At 41.1% G+C, this 20,622-nt stretch carries 17 protein-coding genes and 1 pseudogene; 6 read left to right on the top strand and 12 right to left on the bottom strand.

The features are described 5' to 3' along the window. The 3 genes and pseudogenes from UYC_RS40515 to UYC_RS0112045 form a co-directional block, all read right to left on the bottom strand. Positions 1–74, bottom strand: a pseudogene (locus UYC_RS40515) (DUF7734 family protein); the annotation flags it as partial. Positions 75–233: 159 nt separating this feature from the next. After that, the gene (locus tag UYC_RS0112050) at positions 234–830 is read right to left on the bottom strand and encodes a DUF3177 family protein (RefSeq protein WP_016878693.1); all 597 of its coding nucleotides are present in this window, start codon (positions 828–830) and stop codon (positions 234–236) included. A gap of 387 nt (positions 831–1,217) precedes the next feature. After that, positions 1,218–1,439 carry a Calvin cycle protein CP12 gene (locus tag UYC_RS0112045; RefSeq protein WP_016878694.1) on the bottom strand — a complete coding sequence of 74 codons (222 nt, stop codon included), beginning with the start codon at positions 1,437–1,439 and terminating at the stop codon, positions 1,218–1,220. Between the two features lie 385 nt (positions 1,440–1,824). On the opposite strand from UYC_RS0112045, the gene UYC_RS0112040 reads away from it, so the two are divergent. Next, positions 1,825–3,039 carry an FIST signal transduction protein gene (locus tag UYC_RS0112040; RefSeq protein ID WP_016878695.1) on the top strand — a complete coding sequence of 405 codons (1,215 nt, stop codon included), beginning with the start codon at positions 1,825–1,827 and terminating at the stop codon, positions 3,037–3,039. 188 nt (positions 3,040–3,227) lie between these two features. Here UYC_RS0112040 and UYC_RS0112035 read toward each other — a convergent pair whose 3' ends face one another. After that, positions 3,228–4,328 carry a metallophosphoesterase family protein gene (locus UYC_RS0112035; protein WP_016878696.1) on the bottom strand — a complete coding sequence of 367 codons (1,101 nt, stop codon included), beginning with the start codon at positions 4,326–4,328 and terminating at the stop codon, positions 3,228–3,230. 565 nt (positions 4,329–4,893) lie between these two features. On the opposite strand from UYC_RS0112035, the gene trmB reads away from it, so the two are divergent. Beyond that, positions 4,894–5,532, top strand: a complete 639-nt coding sequence (gene trmB / locus UYC_RS0112030) for a tRNA (guanosine(46)-N7)-methyltransferase TrmB (RefSeq protein ID WP_016878697.1) — start codon at positions 4,894–4,896, stop codon at positions 5,530–5,532. A 33-nt stretch (positions 5,533–5,565) separates the two neighbouring features. Beyond that, positions 5,566–6,150 carry a Uma2 family endonuclease gene (locus UYC_RS0112025; protein WP_016878698.1) on the top strand — a complete coding sequence of 195 codons (585 nt, stop codon included), beginning with the start codon at positions 5,566–5,568 and terminating at the stop codon, positions 6,148–6,150. A 2-nt stretch (positions 6,151–6,152) separates the two neighbouring features. On the opposite strand, the gene UYC_RS0112020 is transcribed toward UYC_RS0112025, so the two are convergent. From UYC_RS0112020 to UYC_RS0111995, 6 genes are all read right to left on the bottom strand, one after another. Continuing rightward, on the bottom strand, positions 6,153–7,328 hold the full coding sequence (locus UYC_RS0112020; protein ID WP_016878699.1) for an ATP-binding response regulator: 1,176 nt from the start codon (positions 7,326–7,328) through the stop codon (positions 6,153–6,155). A 117-nt stretch (positions 7,329–7,445) separates the two neighbouring features. Beyond that, on the bottom strand, positions 7,446–7,892 hold the full coding sequence (locus tag UYC_RS0112015; protein WP_016878700.1) for a response regulator: 447 nt from the start codon (positions 7,890–7,892) through the stop codon (positions 7,446–7,448). After that, on the bottom strand, positions 7,840–10,143 hold the full coding sequence (locus UYC_RS0112010) for a sensor histidine kinase (protein ID WP_016878701.1): 2,304 nt from the start codon (positions 10,141–10,143) through the stop codon (positions 7,840–7,842). Before UYC_RS0112010 ends, UYC_RS0112015 begins: the two co-directional genes overlap by 53 nt. Positions 10,144–10,827: 684 nt before the next feature. Continuing rightward, positions 10,828–12,375: a dolichyl-phosphate-mannose--protein mannosyltransferase gene (locus tag UYC_RS0112005; protein WP_016878702.1), complete on the bottom strand. Its 1,548-nt coding sequence runs from the start codon at positions 12,373–12,375 to the stop codon at positions 10,828–10,830. A gap of 146 nt (positions 12,376–12,521) precedes the next feature. Then, positions 12,522–14,264, bottom strand: a complete 1,743-nt coding sequence (locus tag UYC_RS0112000; RefSeq protein ID WP_071588495.1) for an ABC transporter ATP-binding protein/permease — start codon at positions 14,262–14,264, stop codon at positions 12,522–12,524. A gap of 48 nt (positions 14,265–14,312) precedes the next feature. After that, complete coding sequence (locus tag UYC_RS0111995; RefSeq protein ID WP_016878704.1) at positions 14,313–14,858, bottom strand: GNAT family N-acetyltransferase; 546 nt, start codon at positions 14,856–14,858, stop codon at positions 14,313–14,315. A gap of 33 nt (positions 14,859–14,891) precedes the next feature. On the opposite strand from UYC_RS0111995, the gene UYC_RS37755 reads away from it, so the two are divergent. Beyond that, on the top strand, positions 14,892–15,065 hold the full coding sequence (locus UYC_RS37755) for a hypothetical protein (protein WP_157171238.1): 174 nt from the start codon (positions 14,892–14,894) through the stop codon (positions 15,063–15,065). A gap of 102 nt (positions 15,066–15,167) precedes the next feature. On the opposite strand, the gene ppsA is transcribed toward UYC_RS37755, so the two are convergent. Next, positions 15,168–17,624 (bottom strand): phosphoenolpyruvate synthase, encoded by a 2,457-nt coding sequence (gene ppsA / locus UYC_RS0111990; RefSeq protein WP_016878705.1) that lies wholly within the window; start codon positions 17,622–17,624, stop codon positions 15,168–15,170. Between the two features lie 410 nt (positions 17,625–18,034). Here ppsA and UYC_RS0111985 point away from each other — a divergent pair, with 410 nt between their 5' ends. Both UYC_RS0111985 and UYC_RS0111980 read left to right on the top strand, forming a co-directional pair. Beyond that, the gene (locus UYC_RS0111985; RefSeq protein ID WP_026087734.1) at positions 18,035–19,246 is read left to right on the top strand and encodes an alpha/beta hydrolase family protein; all 1,212 of its coding nucleotides are present in this window, start codon (positions 18,035–18,037) and stop codon (positions 19,244–19,246) included. 150 nt (positions 19,247–19,396) lie between these two features. Continuing rightward, complete coding sequence (locus UYC_RS0111980) at positions 19,397–19,588, top strand: hypothetical protein (RefSeq protein ID WP_016878707.1); 192 nt, start codon at positions 19,397–19,399, stop codon at positions 19,586–19,588. Positions 19,589–19,710: 122 nt separating this feature from the next. Here the strand turns inward: UYC_RS0111980 and prmA are convergent, their stop codons facing one another. Continuing rightward, positions 19,711–20,610 (bottom strand): 50S ribosomal protein L11 methyltransferase, encoded by a 900-nt coding sequence (gene prmA, locus UYC_RS0111975; protein WP_016878708.1) that lies wholly within the window; start codon positions 20,608–20,610, stop codon positions 19,711–19,713. Between the last annotated feature and the right edge of the window lie 12 nt (positions 20,611–20,622).

The raw sequence follows: 20,622 nt of genomic DNA, 5'->3' as shown, positions 1-20,622 counted from the left end.
ACCGTCACAAGTAACACTTCTTGAGGACGTTTGATGGTGTATTGCTCCAGTCTTTTACCTATAGAAGATTCCATATAGGTGTTTGATTTATAAAATTTTATTCAGCCCTAGCGATTAGAAATCGCAGGTACAAAGACAAAACCCCCCTGCGCGGGTTTTTATGAAGTCCATGCACCATCTGGACTTTGTTTTTGTAATAGCGAATTCCATTCGCCCAATAGTTTCTAAATTTTTCACTGTTGTGTTGCTGAACGTCCCTGCTTACCCAGCTTAACTAAAACAAAATAGCTTAAGTAAAGTACGTAAATTACTAAACTGATCATGGCAAGAATGCCGAGAAAGCCAGGATTAGTTCTGGGATGAAAAAACTCTTTAAAAAGTAATGGTGCCTCCAGCCAGACACGACAATTAGGATTATTGCTCAGATTTCCAGAAAATCCACAACCTAAAAAAGGTATAAAGGCAAGTGAACCCAAAATACAATAAAAAGTTGTAGCCCACCGCCAGGAAGTAAAGGTTAATTTTAACGGGCCATTAGGATAATACTCAATTTCATCATTTAGATCTACCCAAAACCAGAGAGAAATAGGTATCAAGATCCGAGCCAGAAACCCTGAAATAAAACTGACTGGATACTGGGCAATCATTAAGTAAATCGTAATCGCTAATAAACTCGATACTCGCCAGTAAATAGTTAATAGGCGTTGCATTCCCTCGGCTTTTTGCACAAATGCCCATATTAAAAGAACGAGTGGAATAATCACCGTAAACAATACCGCTAGTCTGTAATCCATCCAAACTAGGGGACGAAACCAAACTTCATTATTCATAATATTTCCAGAAACTTTAAATAATAACTAAATAATATACTTGTACTTAACAGCTAAAAACTTTATTAAGCTGTTAGTAGCAACTCTAAGACTAATAAATTACATACTTTAATCAGTAAATCTCCTAGAGTAGCCTCAGGGAGAGTTAGGGAACTCGCCCTTATTGGCTACATTCTTGATACCTTCATGCTGAACTCAAAAAGCGAGCAATTTTTTTGTTTCTTTAAAATTGCTACTGACTCTTTCCGTAAAATTACAAATAATTAAACAGACAAGAGTAACATTTTGAGCTTCAGAAAATTATGAAGGAGCAAGATTGGGAAAATTAATTAAATAGCTCCGAGGACTTGATTGCGAATCAAAAGGAAAATTTACTTAGTGTATTTATTAGTCGTCGTAAACCCGGCATTCATCAGCCTCAGGGTTATCATCGCAATATTTCTCGAAAGCTGTTTTTGGCTTTGATTGCTTTTGGTGGGAAGCTTCTGCTTGTAGTTCTTCGACTGCATCCCAAGCAGCAGCGCACTCAGCCGAGTTGCTACCCGTAGAATCACAGACAGCACGAGCTTCTTCACGTTCTTGTTCGATTTTGTCTTGGATGTTGGCCATAGTCGTGTTCTTGCAATGTGTAGTTAATACTAGTATGGAAAAAGTACAGGGAAAGTTATTGTTGCTGTATTCTTAACTATTTTAGCTACTGAGTTGCTACTTTGAGTATTTTTACTTGCTACTTAATCATATTTACAGCAAATAACAGTATTAATGCTTGATGACTGTGATGTTTTAAGATTTGGCAGAACATCTACTAGAAATAGAGATTATACAATATCTTTAGATGTGTGTAATAGAGATGTGTGTACTAGGGAATAATAACCTTAGCTTTCTGGGATAGATACAAAGGGCTGGCTTCACATGGTGCGGTATGCAATTTTATGTTTTCCAGAATCAAAAATAAACAAATTACTAGCCCCATAAGATAAAGAACGTAAAACTCATGGCAGACCAAATGCAGTGGGCAAACGCCCTGTCAACCCGTCCTTCTTTAGAAGCAGCTGTTGCAGATGTCGTACAACGGGCTACCTCTTCATTATCAGCATCGGCGGATTTAGGGCTGGTATTCATTTCGTCTGCTTTTGCAAGTGAGTATTCGCGTTTATTGCCTTTGCTAGCTGAACAGCTTTCAGTGCCTGTGTTGATTGGCTGTAGTGGTGGTGGTGTGATTGGTTCAACTGTGGAGGGACAAACCCAAGAATTGGAAGCAGAACCAGCCCTCAGCCTAACTTTAGCCCATCTTCCAGGGGTAAACGTTAAAGCTTTTCATGTTGTTGCCGAAGATTTACCTGATTTGGATGGCGCACCTAATGCTTGGATTGATTTGATTGGTGTACCTCCTGCGCCTACGCCCCAATTTATTTTGCTTTCTGCTTCTTTTTCCTCTGGAATTAGTGACCTATTGCAGGGACTAGATTATGCTTATCCTGGCTCGGTGACAGTGGGAGGACAGGCTAGTGGTGGCGTCATGGGTGGTAGAGTTGGGCTTTTTTGTAACGATCGCCTGTATCGAGGAGGAACGGTTGGTGTTGCTTTGAGTGGCAATATTGTTTTAGAAACGATTGTGGCACAAGGATGCCGACCGATTGGTAAACCGTATCAGGTAACTAAAGGCGATCGCAATATCATTTTGGAGTTGGATGAACAAGCACCACTTGTAGTATTGCGAGATGTGATTGCTGAACTCAGTGACGAGGATCGGATGCTGGCACAGCATTCTTTATTTGTTGGTTTGGCAATGGATGAATTTAAACAGTGTTTGCAGCCAGGAGATTTTTTAATTCGCGATATTCTCGGAGTCGATCCTGCCGGTGGAGCGATCGCAATTGGCGATCGGATTCGCCCCGGACAACGTTTGCAATTCCACCTACGCGATGCGGAAGCCTCTGCTGCTGACTTGGAATTTCTCCTCCAGCAATATCAAAGCCAACAATCTTCTGTTGAGACTGTTGTCGGTGCGTTAATGTTTTCCTGCGTGGGGCGAGGTGCAGGACTTTATGGCAAATCAAATTTTGATTCGCAGCTATTCCAGCATTATCTGAATAATATCCCTTTGGGGGGTTTTTTCTGTAGTGGCGAAATCGGCCCTGTCGGCAGTAGTACTTTCTTACACGGTTACACTTCTGTATTTGGAATTTGTCGAGAAATTAGGGACTAGGGGCTAGGGGCTAGGGGCTAGGGACTAGGGGCTAGGGGCTAGGGGCTAGGGGCTAGGGGCTAGGGGCGCTTGAAGAGGATAAGGGGACAAGGAGACAAGGGGAATGTAAATGAAAATTTCTCCCAGTACCCAATCACGCCAGTCCGCTCAACGGGGGGAACCCCCGCACGCGGCTGGCTCCCCAATCCCTAAAGCAGTAACGTGCTGTTGTTATCAATCAAGGTAGGTGCGCCACAGGTTGCGATCGCTCCATACTTCTCAAAATAGCGGCGTATTTTAGGGGGAAAATGCGGGTAGTCAAATAGCGCATCTCCATTGGCAATATTTGCCCAAAAGTCTCGGAGGGTGGGAGTAAATTCCTTTGCCTGTTCTACAGGTAGGTTGAGGGGAGGTAGTGTGAGGAATTTCATCAAAAAGGGAGTACTGCGATCGCCCATCCATTTGCGTGATGCTTGTTGCAAATCTGGAAAATCTGGTACGGACTCAACCCGATGAGATAAAATCTGCAACCACTGCCTACCGTGGTTATCCTGGCGAAACTCCAACACTCGATACGGATGAGGATAACTAACTAAAGAACCAGTAGTAATATCATATACTTCCTGAGAGTAGGCTACATCTTGAACGTGTAAATGTCCTGTAAATACAAGCTTGACTCCATAGTGCCGTAACAACTGTAATAATTCCGGCGCATTTTCCAACATATAGCGATTTGCCATCGCGTGGCGTGATTGATTCGGCAGATGCTCAACCACGTTGTGGTGGATCATTACTAATACCAACTCATCCTTAGACGCAGCTAGCACCTCTTCTAACCACCGCAATTGTTCGAGATCTAAGCGTCCTATTTGCTCTCCCCGATCATTAAAAGAGTTAGAATTCAGACCAATCAGCCTCACTCCCGGCAGTACTTGAGTAGTATAGTAGAATTTTTCTGGTTCGCTGTAGCCAAATTTACGGTAGTAATAAGGAAAATCCACAAAAGCAATTGATTGGCGATCGGCGTGTAAAACGGGAACGTCATGGTTCCCAGGCACGACATAGACAGGAAAAGGCAGCTTTGCGAGGCGCTCTTGCAACCAAGCGTGATTATCTGGCTCGCCGTGCTGGGTTAAATCTCCTGGTAGCAAAAGAAAATCTAAATTTAGTTGTGTTAAATGTTCTAGAACACTTTCAAAAGCTGGAATGCTGACTTCCACCAAATGAAAGCGACTAGGATGATCCCAGATTGTATGAGGGCACGCAATATGTAAATCACTGACTATGGCAAAGCGAAACTTGGAAATCATTGCAGTAAAGACTATTTTAAAAAGTAGCGTTTCAAAAACTCTTTGCAGATGAGTATAACCTCTGCTTCCTAATTCTGCTTAAGCGTGATCCCGCTTAATATTTGTATACAAAGTGCGGTTAGCAACTAACAGTTATTAATTAGTCTGTGAAAAAAATTATGTCTTTCAGTAAGTGTCAAGTTAATAAAATTTTGGTTAGCTGAAGGTAGATAAATGCTTTGTCTTTTGCTCACATAGTTTCCAATCATCAGATGATTTGTCTGATGATTTTTAATAGGAAGCTTTTGTAACTAGTAAGTAGCTGTGAATAGTTAGATTAAGATAGAAATCGACCACCGATGGACACAGATAAACACAGATAAATTATCGGTGTGCATCTGTGTTTATCTGTGTTCGTTATTATCAGAAAATAAATTTCCTAGCTCAGAGCTACTGTCCATAAAAATGGACTGAAAATTTTATACTGTGTTTTTAGTCCTCTTGAGAGGATTTAGACTGTTAGCCAAGAGTTCAAAACCCTTGGCGACTTTTACGAAATACAATTCTAAAAGTATTGCAAATACCTATGCCGATCCGAGTTCGCCAACACGTCAATCCATTAGCACAAAAGTATCAAAACCCCGTCACTTCCCTCGACTGGGAAAAAGTCTATGCCCAGCCAAACCAACCGCTACATCTAGATATTGGCTGCGCGAGGGGAAGGTTTTTGTTGAAGATGGCACCGATAGAACCAAATTGGAATTTTCTCGGTTTGGAAATTCGCGAACCTTTGGTAGAGGAAGCCAATCGGTTGCGGGAGGAGTTGGGATTGACGAACTTACATTATTTGTTTTGTAATGTGAATAACTCATTGCGATCGCTTTTATCAACTCTGCCCACGCGAACTTTACAGCGCGTCACTATTCAATTTCCCGATCCGTGGTTTAAAAATCGCCATGCGAAACGGCGTGTTGTGCAACCAGAGTTAGTTAGCGAACTGGCAGATTATCTCGTGCCTGGGGGAATTGTCTTTTTACAGTCGGATGTGGAATTTATAGCAAAGGAGATGTGCGATCGCTTTGCTTGTCATCCTGCTTTTCAAAGACAGGGTACAGGAGAATGGCTAGCAGAAAATCCGCTACCAGTTCCTACAGAAAGGGAAATCGCTACCCAAAAAAAAGGCGAACCTGTTTATCGTGCAGTTTTTGAAAGAGTAGGAATTTAGATAGAATGAATCCACTGTCAGGAGGTATGGCAAATGCAGACTCAGCAGCGTTATTACACTCCAGAAGAATATTTGGCAATAGAAGAAGTTGCACAGTTCAAGAGTGAATATCGGGATGGAGAAATTGTACCGATGACTGGAGGTTCAATTAACCATAACCGCATTGCTGGGAATGTCTATGCTTATTTGAAGTTTCAGTTACGTGGCAAAAACCAAGAAGCTTTCATGAGCGATTTGCGGCTTTGGATTCCTCGCTACCGACAATATACATATCCAGATGTGCTGGTAATTCAGGGAACCCCAGCTTTGTATAATAATCGAACGGATACCATCACAAATCCTCTGTTGATTGTTGAAGTTTTATCAAAATCAACTCAACAATATGATCGCACGGATAAGTTTCGTTATTATCGGTCAATTTCTGAATTTCAAGAGTACGTGCTGATTAATCAATACGAAATTCAAGTAGAAAAATATACTAAAACTGGGGAAGGAGAATGGCTGTTTCGAGAATATGAAACAGAGAGTGCTACCATCACTCTTTCCTCAGTTGGCTTGGAAATGGCGATCGCTGACATCTACGAAGGTGTTGATTTTAACCAAAAGGAATCTGATTAACTTTAATCTTTAATCATTGGCAACGTGACAGTAAAAGTTGTACCCATTCCCACCTCACTTTCAACTGAAATTTCACCACCGTGTGCTTCTACGCACTTTTTGACAATTGCTAGTCCTAAACCAGTGCCAGAAATCGTACCGACATTGGAAGCACGATGGAAGGGTTGAAATAAGTGCTGTTGCTCGTTTTGAGGAATGCCAATGCCCTGGTCTTTTATCCGGAATATTACTGTTTTTTCCTGACCCATGAGTTCAAAATAAACTTTGCTATCCGCAGGCGAATACTTGATAGCATTGGTAAGCAAGTTGCCTAAAATGTGTCGCAATAGGTGCTCATCCCATAATGCTTCCTCCAACTCTCCACTGGCAGTGAAAAAAATTGTGATTTGCTTCTGGGCTGTACTTAGTTCAGTTTCTTGAATTAACTGACGACAGAAGGCTTTCAAATCCAAAAGCACAAGTTCACACTGAAGTTTACCTGTATCCGCTTTGCCAATGAATGAAACTTCATCCAATAGTTGCGACATACTTTTGACAGCAGAACGAATTAACTGGTAGTGATTCAGTTTTTTTTCCTTGGGCAATTTGTCATCGTTGCTCTGCAACAATCCAGCCGCTAATAGGATTGTATTTAGAGGATTGCGGATATCATGAGATAGCATTGAGACAAATTCTGATTTAAACTGGTTGAGTTCTTTTGCTTTGATCAACTCAGCTGTTCTTTCTTGTACTCTAATTTCTAAACTTTTATTATCTTTTCGTAAGGATTCTAAAGCCTGCTTGCGCTCTATGGCATAGCGCAAGGAGCGCAGGAGTACTTCTACATTCACCTGCCGCTTGACGAGATAATCTTGTGCGCCTTGCCGTACTGCCTCAATGGCAAGTGCATCATCGTTGGTATTGGTTAGCACTACAATCGGCAAGTTTGGAGCAAGATTGCTCAGAATCGGGAGAGATATCAATCCTTGACTATCTGGTAGCGTTAGATCTAACAAAATAATATCAAAAGGACTATATGTACCAGTACAATTACTTAGTATATCTAGGGCTTCTCCCAATCTTTTGACGTGAACTAAAGTAAACTCCTTAGACTGGGCTTGCTTCAGAAACTCTTGCAACAACCTAGCTTCTGCCAAGTTGTCTTCAATTAACAAGATTTTTACTGAGCTTCCAACCATAGTCTGTTTTACAAGTGCTGAATGCAAAGTGTGGAGCGAATAAACAGGGAACAGAGGAAGACAAGATAGAAAGTGCTTCCTTTCCCTCGTCTTCCCGATTCACTTCTTTTTTTGTCCTTAGTCAGATGGCAAAGTCACAGTAGACAACCAAAAATCTTCTATTCCCTTAACGATTTGGAATAGCTGGCTAAGGTTGCGGGATTTGGTGATGTAGCAATTTACGTGCAAATCGTAGCTGTGAAAAATGTCTTCCTCGTTATGTGAGGTTGTCAGCACAACTACAGGAATGCGCTTGAGCTTGGGATCGTTTTTGATTTCTGCTAGAACTTCTCTACCATCTTTTTTGGGTAGATTCAAATCCAACAGAATTAGATCGGGGCGGGGTGCATCAGCAAACTCGCCCTCTTGGCGTAAATAAGCCATCGCATCCATCCCATCTCTGACGGTGATGACTTGGTGCGGTATCAAGCTATTTTTCAATGCCTCTTGGATCAGGCGGATGTCGGCTTTGTTATCTTCTACCAAAAATATTGTTTTGTGCTTTTCGTCCGTTTCTACGCTCACGATCGCGCCCTCCCACAGGAATTGTAAAGTAGAATGTTGCACCCTCCCCTAGTTGTGATTCTACCCAGATCCTCCCTCTGTGACACTCGATAATTTTCTTGCAGATCGCCAAGCCCATTCCGGTACCTGCATATTCATCACGGGTGTGCAGGCGTTGAAAGATGATGAAAATGCGATCGCTAAATTGTGGATCGATACCGATACCATTGTCGCGTACTGAAAATAGCCACTCATCTTCTAAGCGAGAAGCACCTACATGAATTTCTGGGGCTTTATCGCTGCGGAATTTAATGGCGTTACCAATCAGGTTTTGGAACAGTTGCATTAGTTGGGTAGCATCAGCCATCACCGTTGGTAAAGGATCGTGGGTAATGACAGCGCCAGTTTCGCTAATGCGTTTGCGCAAATTGGCAAGGGCACGTTCTAAAGCTGTATCTACCTCTGTTAGTTCAAACTCAACTGCCTGCATATCTACCTTGGAGTATGCCAACACGTCATCAATTAGTGTTTGCATCAGACTTACTCCCTCGACGGCAAAGGTGATAAATTCTTTAGCGTCTTCATCGAGAAAGTCGTTATAGCGCATCTCCAGCAATTGTACGTAGTTTGCTACTTGATTTAATGGTTCTTGTAAGTCGTGGGAGGCGACATAGGCAAACTTTTTCAATTCCGAGTTGGAAAGTTCTAAATCGTGCGCTAGTTGTGCCAGTTCATCTGCTTGCCGCAGCACGATGTTGACAATTGCTTTGCGCAGTTCTAGTGCTGCTTTGATTTCTACATAACGCCACGGTAGAGAAGTTAAGCGAACAGTTTCTTTCCACAACTCAAATGATTTACGCGGGCATAGGCGCGTACTGCCATTTGACTGCTTCACCTCAAACGCCTTATTCGGATCGCCACCCCAATTGACAGTTTGAATTACTTCCGGGCGGAACCACATTACATAATTACGCTTGGAAATGGGAATAGCAAGTAAACCACTCGCAACGTTTTTGAAGTTGTGTGCATCTGGATATAGCTGTGGCAAAGAATCTGTGTAGAAAACTTCTTCATCAACAGTACTCTTTAGCCATTGAACTAACAGATTTACCTCTTCTTCTGAGGGAGTTTGTCCGATTAAAGTGTAATTCCCACCAAAACAAATTGCCGCTCCTTGCGCACTGGTTAAATCCAGCAAATTTGGTTGATGTTTAACTAAACCATCAATAAAATTTTCTTCTTGGGACATATATTCAACCAATGCTGATTGAACATATGTCAGTTGCATCCTGTAGTCATAATCTTCTGTTTCTTCTCTGGCTGAAAGTTCAGAAAATATCACTCGCCCCAAAAATTCGCAAGCTTTGCGTAACTCGTAGGAAACATATTTGGGTGTCTGGTGATGGCAAGCAATTAATCCCCAAAGCTTTCCTTCTTTAATCAAAGAGATGGTTAAAGAAGAACCTACGCCCATGTTATGCAGATACTCCATATGGCAGCTATAGGGGCTTCGGAGAATAGAGTTGGTTAAATCGAGGGGGCGCTGAGTCAGCGGGTTAACAGCAGGGAAGATTGCTACAGGTTGAGAATGGGTATCTGGAATAATTCTGATCCAATTTGAACTGAATAATTTTCTGGCTGGTTTGGGAATATCTGACTCTGGATAATGCAAGCCCAGATAGGATTCCATACTTTCTAGTTTTTCTTCTGCCAGTACGGAGCCATGCCCATCATCATCAAATTTATACAGCATTACCCTGTCAAATCCAGTGACTTTTCGCACTTCTTGCACAATAATTTGACACAAATCGCGGGTATTTCCTGTTTCTTCTAGTCTATTGATGGAAGCTCTCGCTAAATGATAAATACTGAGAAAGGGGATATTTTCTTGAGAGATAGCAGGCTCTAACTCCAAAATTAAAATATTGTCGGCATTACGGTGAAATACTCCATCAAATACTACGTAATCATCGCCTTTTCTTCTCAACCAAATTTTGACGGGGTTGATAAAATCTAGACTTTCTTCTAAAAGCCCTGCTTTAATTCTCTCTATTTGGAACGGATCTAATAAATCTTCCAGTTTTTTTTGCAATAGTTCTTCAGGAGCAATTCCGAATACACTGGATGTATTACTGCTAAATTGCAAAATCTTTAACTCTGGCTCTTCTAAAACCAAAAGTACACCGTATGGTTGAATTTGACCGATGACATGAATTGGTGGTTCTTTCAAACTAGTCAAATTAATATTTTGCAATTCTAATTCCTTAACCATTTAGATCCTCCTCTTTCCTTGCGGATCGTTAAAAACTAAAGTAGCGATCGCCTCAATTACCAATCGGGTATACTACTCTCACTAAATTAAATTTTGTAACTACCTTTTTCATCACAGATAGTTAAAGCTACACGACAGGATAATACTCTTGCCAAATTTCCCAAAATAGAAAACTTCTGTCAGAATTATTTAGTCTTTTCCTGTCCTTAGTTGTTTTTGCTGTGTTTCTCAATTAACTTGCGTTCCCAGTCTAACAACTCGTAGAGGAGTATTCAGCTAATTAATGTTAAAAGTCGTTTATTATTACATCTTCTCAATATGTACTTTGATGAATAAATAATGCATTTTATGTGCATAAATTACCAAGTTTGTAGAGTTTGGTCTTAATATTTTGCGCAAAAACCAGAACAACGTAAGTTAGCTAGCAAGTAGTAATCTACCACATTGATTTTGACAGGTTGTAGGTGTTCAGATCTCCGACTTTTTTCATCCTTATAGTTTGGAGGCGGCAGCCCACAAACCCTCGTTACCAGGTTGAACCTGGTAACGAGAACTAGAGCAATCTGGCTCTTGAGAAGGGTGCAAGACGCTTATGTGAATAAATCACACAATGAAGGAATGACAATATTTCTTTTTCTGTTCCCTGTAAGAGTTCCCCCAACCCTGTCCCATATCCGCTATTTATTAAATCCAAGAATTGAACCACATCCGCAATCTGTAATCTTCAGGAGACAGAGGTAAAGCCAAATAAATAGGCAACCAGAAAACAAAAGCAGCCAAAATTATAAAGGTTATGGTGACACCAACAGCGCGGAGTGGTTTGTAATAACTGCGAAGACACTGATCCACAAACCAGGCGATCGCTAAAAAAGCAAATACCACCGCTGTCATGTAGTGATAAATAAATACGCAACGATCTACTGTTACCCAAGGCAGTAGATTAGCAGCATAATTTAATACCAAGTACAGAGCAATCCAAGTATCAACTGAAAGCACTGCTACAGAAGAAAAACGCTTTTGCTGGACTAAATAATTTACTACTAACCATCCGAGCATGAGTGCTAAAAATAACAGTGCAGCCAAACCAAACCACCACAAAAATGGATTGCCCATAGCATGGACATCATAAACTACTTCTCCAGTCCCTGTAGGTAAAGGTGGCCCCGTAACGGGCAATGGTTCTGTTAAACTTGTTGCTGTTTGGTATAAGTATGCCATTGGTCTAATCATCAAAGGCCATGTATACCAGGGAGCACAGTAAGGATGAACTTTAGAAGTATTACCGCCTAAACCCTCATGAAACGATAAAATTTGTTTGTGAACTTCAATAAAATTAAATCTTGTGTCTATAAGTAGGTGAGGAATCCAAATCAAACTGTAGATTACAACTGGGAGAATTCCTAAGTAAAAAGCAATATGAAAAATATTAAGCTGGGTTAAGTTTTGTAGTGGTGATATATTCTGGTCAGATTCCCATAAATGAAGATTGTGTCTGCGATTGGTAGTGTTGACAGCAGATTGTGTGGCAGGTATGGCAGATGAGTGATTATTTACATCAGTTACTTGATGTCTGGCGATGAGGATTTTCCACCCCCAAGCGAATATCCAAAGCAGATAAATACCCAAAAGAAACCACAAACCGTTCCATTTCGTAGCAATAGCAGCACCAAAAGCAATACTAGCAAGTACTAAATAAAATCTGCGTTCCTGTCTTTGTTTTGCTAGTGCTAATAAAAACAACCACTGCCCTAGCAATCCAAACACAACTATGTAGATATTGATGAGGGCATAGCGAGACTCAACAATAAATATGCCGTCGATGGCTGCGAACAAACCAGCAAGCAAAGCAAAACTGCGGCGAGAACTTAACTGATAGGCAATGCCAGCGATAATTAGAGGAATAAATGAGCCAAACAGAGCATTAATCCAACGATAACTCCAAGGCGATCGCACTGAACCTGTTAGCCCATTTACTATATCTTGTCCAAAACCAAGGTGACTGCCAAGCCATATTCCCACTGCAATAATCAGTTTACCCAGTGGTGGATGACCGTCAAAAAAAGGTTTGTGGGTAAGGTAGTTATTGCCAAAAGTGGCGTAGTAAACTTCATCAAATACTAAGGTATTAAATCTCTCCAGTCCCCAAAACCGCAGGGCAAGTGAGAGAATAAATATACCTGCAATACCTAACCAAAACCAATAATCAATCTTTTTACTTGGCTGTTTCGTCATTTTCCCATCATAAAGCGGTTTTCGGGATATCTAACTTGAAAATAAGGCAGAGGGCAGATGGCAGGAGGAAAGACAGGCTTCAATTAATAGTTGTAGAATTTGTGACATTACTGTCTAGTTTGAACAGCAAAACTTTGAAAATCTCATTAGTTAAATGCACTCAGATTAGCCGTATATTCCTCGGTAGGTACCAACTGCCAATTAGAGTTTCCATCCAGTTCTAATACATATTCGTGGTATTGTAGCAAGCTAGGACGGTGTCCGACGCTGATCAAGGTAGCTGGCTGTGTCCGTAGTTGCTGATACAGTTTTTGTTCGTTGGCAAGATCGAGGGCGCTAGTTGCTTCATCTAAGATGGCATAGTTGGGTATATTCAACAGCAGTCTCGCGAAGGCAAGGCGTTGTTGTTCTCCCAAAGATAATACACCTGACCAGTCTAACTCTACGTCAAAGCCTCCCACTCGTTCTGGCAAGTCGGTTAAGTTAACTTGCTCTAATACCTCATGCATCTTGCTTTCACTAATTTCGCCGCTAGTTTTGGGGTAAAGTAACTGACTGCGTAAGGAACCCAACACCATATAAGGACGTTGCGGTAAGAACATCATTTGTGCTAAAGGTGGACGAATAATTTGTCCTGTACCCGCATTCCACAATCCTGCGATCGCCCTCAATAAGGAACTTTTACCGCTACCACTGTTGCCGACGATAACCAAACCTTCCCCTGGCTGCAAGCTGAGTGACAGTTCCCTCACCAAAGTACGTTCATAATTGGGAGTCAGCAACGTCAGATTTCGTAAGGCAACCTGGGAATCTTCTGTCGTGTCGATAGTTGTCATTCCTGGCTGCGGCTTTGATTCTATTTCTAGGGCATCAGCCAAGCCACCCATACGTTCTATCCCGGCGGCAAAAGCGGTTAGATTTTCAAATTGACTTACGATCACCGACAAAGCTGAGAAAATTTGCAGGAATGCAATTCCAGCTTGGGTAAATGTTCCAAAATCAGTTTCGCCTGCAAAGTAGATAGGCGCAATGACTACGTAGGGCAGGGCACGCACAAAGTAGTTATAACTTTGGGTAAAGAAACCTAAATTTCGCTGCCAGTTAATTAACAAATCAAAGTTGCGGATTGCTGCCAAAAAACGCTGTCTGAGTTGAAGAGATTCTTGATATTCACCTTGGTAAAAAGCGATGGATTCAGCATTATCTCGAACATGAACTAAACCATAACGAAAGTCTGCTTCTTTTCTAAGTTGATTGAAGTTAATACCAATTAAACGTTGACCGATCCAAGCTGTGACTACAGTCCCGACAAGTGCATATACAATCAGTGCAATTGATAGGGAAACAGAGATAGATAATAAGACTCCAGTGAAAGAAATTAGAGTAATAATTGATGTCAGAATTAGCAGTAAGAAAGACAAGCTGGTGCGAGTAAATGACCTAATGTCTTCAGAAATTCGTTGATCTGGATTGTCAATATTCTCATTAAAATTTATTTTGTAATAGGCACGATGTTGGAAATATTTATCCAGAAAACGATTTGTCAGCCAATCCCGCCAGTACAATCCCAGCTTGTCTTGGAGATAGCCGAACATGACAACAATTGGAGTACCAATCACTAAAAGTCCCGCATAAATAGCGATGAATCGCCAAAAAGTTGTTGTATCTCCTGTTTGGGGAAAAGTTGCCAATGAAGTATCAATGTTTCTGAAAATAAAGCTAATACTGACATTGATGACGTTAACTAATAATGCCAATAAAATCAGCAGTGCTAACAGTCCTCTGGCTTTCCACTTTTGTTCAGAAAACCAGTAAGGTTTGGCAAGCGTCACAAATCTCTGCCACAGTTGACGATTGAATCGTTTAGGCTTTGTTATCGTTGCGCTCATTCTGAAAGTCTTAGATTTATTTCAATATATTCACTTTAGACGTAGGAGTTACACAAGGGATGAATCTAGTTGGAATAGAAGCAGCTCAACACCACCGTAATACTTATTTGTCCTCCCGATTGGTTTCATCCCTAGTCGCTGTGTCACAGCAATTGAGGCATGATTCTCTGGCTTAACAACAGCATAAATCACTGGCAAATTCAGGATATCAAATCCGTAGGCAAGCATTCCTCGTCCTGCTTCTGTTGCATACCCTTTCCCCCAATCAGCTCGCCGCAAGTGCCAACCCACCTCATAATCATCTGTGGTTACATTATCTGTGCCGGGTAATTGTTTGATAATGATACTTCCCACAATTTTTGTGGTTTCTTTTTCCACAATTGCCCAAAATCCGGTGCCATTGTTGAGTTGGTTGTAACGCTCAGTTACTCTAATCAAGCTCTGACGTTGTGACTCAATGTTAGGCTCAGGAAAACCACGACCAAGAAAATACGTAACTTTTGGATCGCCATAAATTTCAAACGCTTGTTCGGCATCACGTTCGGGTATCCATCTGCGAATCATCAAGCGCTCTGTTTCAAAAAGGATTGCCATTTTAAATTAGGAGTAAATTGGAGGTTTTGTATAATGTCCGGCAAAACAGTTATGATGAAAGCTCACGCAGAGGAGCCAGTGCGTTGCGGAGAGAAGCGCCGTGCGGGGGTTCCCCCCGTTGAGGCGACTTCGGAGGGTTCCCCCCGTTGTAGCAACTGGCGTTACGCAGAGGCGCAGAGAGTTTTCACGAGTGTTTATTATAACTAATTAGATGAACTTGATATTACTCTTCTGGAGTGTTTTATTAAGTTATGGCAAGGAGAATGTCATAAAATAGCGAAAATTCTCCTGTGCCGTTTTATTTAGAATCTATTTAGCTTGCTGTTCTACTTTTGCCACTTCCAGCATAGTCTTTAACACCGAATCAGGATTGAGGCTGATGGAATCAATTCCCTGTTCTACCAAAAACCGGGCAAATTCTGGATAATCACTAGGTGCTTGCCCGCAAATACCGATTTTGCGGTGATGTTTTTTTGCAGCAGCGATCGCCATTTTCACCATTCGCTTTACTCCCTGACTGCGCTCGTCAAATAACCGCGCTACCAACGCCGAATCTCTATCTAATCCCAATGTCAGCTGAGTGAGGTCGTTAGAACCGATGGAAAAACCATCAAAAACCTCAGCAAACTCTTCAGCCATTATGACATTATTGGGTAACTCACACATTACATAAACTTGCAAATTCTTTTCGCCTTGCTTTAAACCATTTTTTGCCATTTCTGCTAGCACCAGACGCCCTTCATCGGGTGTGCGGCAGAAGGGAATCATCGGGATAACGTTTGTCAAACCCATCTCATCCCTGACTCGCTTGATGGCTTTACACTCTAGCGCAAAAGCCTGGCGATAACCTTCATCATAGTAACGTGCTGCTCCTCGCCAACCCAGCATGGGATTTTCTTCATCAGGTTCAAACTGTTTCCCGCCCAGTAAATTTGCATACTCGTTACTCTTAAAATCCGACATCCTGACAATTACTGGCTTTGGATAAAATGCCGCAGCAATTCTACCGATGCCTTGCGCCAATTTATCAACAAAATACTGGGGTTTGTCATCGTAAAGGGCGGTGATTTCGGCTATTTTTCCCTTCACAAATTTATCTTTTAGCTGATCGTAATGAATCAATGCCATTGGATGAGTTTGGATCTGGTTGGCAATAATAAATTCTGTGCGCGCCAAACCTACCCCATCGTTGGGAATGGCAGATAAATTAAAGGCTTCTTGAGGATTACCCACATTCATCAAAATTTGCGTGCGGGTGCGGGGTAAATCTTCTAAAGGAACTTCTTGAACATCAAAAGGCAACAATCCCGCATAAACTCGCCCCTCTTCTCCTTCGGCGCAAGAAACAGTTACCTCTTGACCAGTTTTCAAGATTTCCGTAGCATTACCACATCCGACAATTGCAGGTACACCTAATTCCCGTGCAATAATAGCAGCGTGACAAGTGCGCCCACCAGAATTAGTAATAATCGCACTAGCTTTTTTCATAATTGGTTCCCAGTCAGGATCTGTTCTTTCGGTGACAAGTACTTCTCCTGGCTGAAATTGCTCAATTTTGTCGGCTTCCAGAATTACTCGCACTTTCCCTTGGCTGATGGCTGAACCTACTGCTCTTCCAGTAACAAGCGGTGCGGGGATATTTTCCCTCTTCGTGTCTTCTACCAAAAGACGATAACTCCGCAAGACATTCTGTTTTCTCTGAGATTGCACCGTTTCCGGGCGTGCTTGCACGACAAACAATTCTTCAGTGATGCCATCTTTTGCCCATTCGATATCCATCGGTGTGTAAGTGCCGTTGATTTGGGAATAATAATCTTCAATCAAACACGCCCACCGTGCTAGTTGTAAAATGTCGTCATCACAAAGAACAAATTTACTTTTTTCCTCGCTTGTAACTGCTACATTTTTAGTCGATTTAGAGCTGTTATCATAGACCATTTTTAATTCTTTGCTGCCCAATTTTTTATCAATAATGGGGCGAAAACCTGCTTTTAAAGTTGGTTTAAATACATAATATTCATCAGGATTTACAGTTCCTTGAACCACATTTTCACCCAAGCCATAGGCTGCTGTAATGAGTGCAGCATCTTTGAAGCCTGTTTCCGTTTCAATTGAAAACATGACTCCAGAGGATGCTAAGTCGGAACGCACCATTTTTTGCACCCCAACAGCGAGAGCGATGCTAAAGTGGTCAAATCCTTTGATGTGGCGATAGGAAATAGCGCGATCGGTAAATAGGGAAGCAAAGCATTGATGACAAGCTGCTAAAACTCCTTCCACACCTGTAACGTTAAGATAGGTTTCTTGTTGCCCGGCAAAACTGGCATCAGGTAAGTCTTCTGCGGTGGCGCTGGAGCGAACAGCCACATCTGTATTTGGATTGTATAGTTCGCAAAGACTTTGGTAAGCTTTGGCGATCGCATCCCGTAATTGCGGTGGAAATGGTGTTTCCAATATGAGCGATCGCGCTTTTTTCCCTCGTTCTTGTAAATTCTTGATATTCTCTACATCCAAGTCAGCAAAGAGTTTTCTGAGCTTTGCTTCTAACCCTGCTGATTGAATGAAATAACGATAAGCATAAGCAGTAGTTGCAAACCCAATCGGAACTTTGATGCCTTTAGGCATGAGCTGCTGAATCATTTCGCCTAAAGATGCGTTCTTACCCCCAACTAGGGTTATGTCAGCAATGCCAACTTCGTCGAACCAGAGAATGAGCGATCGTTCTTTAGAAGTTGATAAAAAAGTTTCTTTTATAACTGTAGTCATAAGTATTATTTCCCTCATTAAGTCTCTGCCTATTCAGTAAAAACAAGCAGTGTAGTTCGTGACTTTAAAATAGCTAGTCTTTTTATTAACGAACTACTATATTTCGTAATTTACTTCATATTTTATTTGGGATCACTATATCGAAAGTGGGAGAGGAAGCTTTATTCTCTATAATCAAGTAAATATTGCTAAATATGACTATAAATAGCGATTAATCTAATTATTACTTCATTAATTGCGGTTATAATCAAATAATTATTTTAATAACGTATTTTTCATCCAATCTAAATCTGCATTTCATAATTCCGAAATAAACTCTCTTCATGCTGGATGTATTTAGTAGATGCTTTTTAACTGAAGAAGTAAGCGGATTTGAAAAATCAAGATTTTGCAAGTAAATGTTAATTAATATGAATAATCAAGATATTAATATTAAATTTCCTAAAGGTCACACAGCATTTCTTGTCATTCACGGCGTTGGAGAACAAAGTCCATTTGAAACTATGGACTATTTCGCTCAGAACCTGATCAAATTCTTGGAAGCACGAAATTTGCAGATTAAGCTAGAACATCTGATTACGAAGCGAAAACTATCAACAGGCTACCCTTGGACAGAAAGTTTTGTCAGAATCAGTTCGGCTAATTCTCAAGCAGAAGATTTAATAGACATTCATGAGTACTATTGGGCACCTGATACAGAAAATAAAATTAGTATTCCGGAAATTTTGCAGTGGGCTGAACGAACACTACAAGGGACAATAGACTTTTATAGCCGTAAGGAGAATAAACATTTACTAGAAGAACTGTTAAAAGACAAGCAAGGAAAAGGAATTTTTATATTTCGCTTACGTTGGCTGACAATATTCCTACGTATATTTAACTTAATATTCCCTATTTTGCGACTGATAGTGTGGTTAATTCTGCTGTTATTAAGTCCATTTATGAGTGGTCGTTTTTTGCAACCAGCATGGCAATTGAGTAAAGAAATAGTCACTCCATTGCTAGTAAATTTTGTAGCTGATGTTGCTATTTACACTACTACTGATATGAAATCTCCTTACCACTGGATTCGAGAGAAAATATTAGCAGAATCCTTAACAATGTTGAAAGAACTTCTTAAGGATAAACAAGCAAATTACGATCAAGTAATACTAGCTGGGCATTCTCTTGGTAGTTGTATTGCCTATGACACTTTAAATCTTCTGTGTTTAGAAGCTAGTCTTGCTCAAGATTTGGGTAAAAGCTTGGAGATTGACAAAATTACAGGCTTAATTTCCTTCGGTTCCCCATTAGACAAAATCGCTTTTTTCTTTAGAGAAATGGGGCAGCATCATCAGTATATTAGACGGCGTATTTTAGAACAGTTAAATTCCTTTCGGATTAAACCTTTATATATTTGGAAACTTCCGTATTTGAATGTTAACCCTGTGCAATGCCAACTAGAACAAATCCAATGGGTTAATTACTATCATCTACAAGATCCGATTAGCGGTCATCTAGATTATTACGAAAAATTAGATAATGTTAAGATGGAGTATCCAAGCAAATGGGGTGTAGAAGCCCATCTAGGCTACTGGACTGATCCAAATTTCTACAAGGATATTGCCAGACGTTTTCTATAGTTTGTACCAGACGCGAAATTTCGCGTCTGGTACATCTAGTTACCTAGAGAGTATCAAAGCATTATTCGGTTTTCCCTCTATACTCTTCTCCCTCATCTCACAATAATTTTAGTCAAAATTTAAGTAGGGTTTTATTTAGACAGGATTACTATGTTTCCCTTTAATGTTTGGTATAGCTCTTGCTACAGCGGAGAGTCTGTCTCTCGCAAAACCCAGCTAGAGCGAAAGTTGAGATTTCTCAAGACGATGCGAGATGATTTAGAGACAAAGCTTGCTGGGCTGAATGCTGCTATTAGTAAGGTGGAGCAGCAGTTAAGTCAGGAAGATGTAACTAGAGTGTAAGCACTTGTGGCTGGCAAATATTCTCTTGATTCTATAGGTGCTTTTTTTTAAATGGTGTTGCTGAATCGCGGTATAAATCCAGATGCCCAGACGCGATATATCGCGTCTGGTACAAGGTTTTCTTAAGAGCGTCTCGCATTCAAGCAACACCACTCTTTACGTTTCCACAATGTCGCTACTATCCAGCCATGTTTTTCTAAACTATCGGCAACGGCTTGCGACTGCTCAACTAAAATACCGCTAAAAATAGCCCAAGTTGTAGATTTAGCGATCGCACTCATCTGCGGTACTAGTTCAATAATTACATCAGCCAAAATATTGCAAACAATACCATCAACTGGCTCTGCAACCAGTTTTGTCAAAACATCTACACTTCCTTGCGCCACCACTAAGCTTTCAGGCTCGATATTATTGAGGGCGCGATTTTCTTCCGTAGATTGCACTGCTAAGGGATCGTTATCTACCGCGTAAACTTTTTTTGCTCCCAATTTCAACGCACCGATAGAGAGAATTCCCGAACCACAGCCAATATCGGCAATTACCGCATCTGTTGCCTGAGCCAAAGAATTACCCAGCCGCATTTCTAAAGATTCCAAACATAATTGAGTTGTGGCGTGAGTACCCGTACCAAAAGCCATACCAGGATCGAGCAGGATTAGCAAGCGATCAGAATTTTCTGGAAGTGGCTGCCATGCAGGATTAATCAAAAAGCGATCGCCAATTTCCTGCGGTTGCCAGTATTGTTTCCAACTACTTGCCCAATCTTGTTCGTCTATCAACTGCCAATGCATGGTAGGTGCAGAAATTCCCATACAAATGGCGTCTTGACGCAGCCACAACGATAGTGCTGCTAAATCCAAAAGCTGCGCCTGAAATATCGGCAAGTAAGCCTTAACCAGACTGTAATTTCCTTTTTGTTCGCTTGCTGTGCCACGACAACCAAAAACCCCTAGCCGCCAAAAAATAGCATCTTCTAAGTCTGGTTCACAAAAAATTTGTAATTCCCACCAAGTATTAGCCATATCTAAAGTATG

It is taken from the genome of Chlorogloeopsis fritschii PCC 6912 (genome assembly GCF_000317285.1).
GTDB classification, from domain to species: Bacteria; Cyanobacteriota; Cyanobacteriia; order Cyanobacteriales; family Nostocaceae; genus Chlorogloeopsis; species Chlorogloeopsis fritschii.
Note: the sequence above shows the minus strand (reverse complement) of the source record. Positions and strands in the feature narration are given on the sequence as shown.

What these genes read in the sequence shown, in the direction of transcription:
- UYC_RS0112000 (WP_071588495.1), bottom strand. Translation starts at nt 14,264, where the DNA reads ATGAGCGCAACGATAACAAAGCCTAAACGATTCAATCGTCAACTGTGG.
- UYC_RS0112050 (WP_016878693.1), bottom strand. Translation starts at nt 830, where the DNA reads ATGAATAATGAAGTTTGGTTTCGTCCCCTAGTTTGGATGGATTACAGA.
- UYC_RS0112025 (WP_016878698.1), top strand. Translation starts at nt 5,566, where the DNA reads ATGCAGACTCAGCAGCGTTATTACACTCCAGAAGAATATTTGGCAATA.
- UYC_RS0112045 (WP_016878694.1), bottom strand. Translation starts at nt 1,439, where the DNA reads ATGGCCAACATCCAAGACAAAATCGAACAAGAACGTGAAGAAGCTCGT.
- UYC_RS0112020 (WP_016878699.1), bottom strand. Translation starts at nt 7,328, where the DNA reads ATGGTTGGAAGCTCAGTAAAAATCTTGTTAATTGAAGACAACTTGGCA.
- UYC_RS0111995 (WP_016878704.1), bottom strand. Translation starts at nt 14,858, where the DNA reads ATGGCAATCCTTTTTGAAACAGAGCGCTTGATGATTCGCAGATGGATA.
- ppsA (WP_016878705.1), bottom strand. Translation starts at nt 17,624, where the DNA reads ATGACTACAGTTATAAAAGAAACTTTTTTATCAACTTCTAAAGAACGA.
- UYC_RS0112035 (WP_016878696.1), bottom strand. Translation starts at nt 4,328, where the DNA reads ATGATTTCCAAGTTTCGCTTTGCCATAGTCAGTGATTTACATATTGCG.
- UYC_RS0112040 (WP_016878695.1), top strand. Translation starts at nt 1,825, where the DNA reads ATGGCAGACCAAATGCAGTGGGCAAACGCCCTGTCAACCCGTCCTTCT.
- UYC_RS0112005 (WP_016878702.1), bottom strand. Translation starts at nt 12,375, where the DNA reads ATGACGAAACAGCCAAGTAAAAAGATTGATTATTGGTTTTGGTTAGGT.
- prmA (WP_016878708.1), bottom strand. Translation starts at nt 20,610, where the DNA reads ATGGCTAATACTTGGTGGGAATTACAAATTTTTTGTGAACCAGACTTA.
- UYC_RS0111985 (WP_026087734.1), top strand. Translation starts at nt 18,035, where the DNA reads ATGAATAATCAAGATATTAATATTAAATTTCCTAAAGGTCACACAGCA.
- UYC_RS0112010 (WP_016878701.1), bottom strand. Translation starts at nt 10,143, where the DNA reads ATGGTTAAGGAATTAGAATTGCAAAATATTAATTTGACTAGTTTGAAA.
- UYC_RS37755 (WP_157171238.1), top strand. Translation starts at nt 14,892, where the DNA reads ATGTCCGGCAAAACAGTTATGATGAAAGCTCACGCAGAGGAGCCAGTG.
- UYC_RS0111980 (WP_016878707.1), top strand. Translation starts at nt 19,397, where the DNA reads ATGTTTCCCTTTAATGTTTGGTATAGCTCTTGCTACAGCGGAGAGTCT.
- trmB (WP_016878697.1), top strand. Translation starts at nt 4,894, where the DNA reads ATGCCGATCCGAGTTCGCCAACACGTCAATCCATTAGCACAAAAGTAT.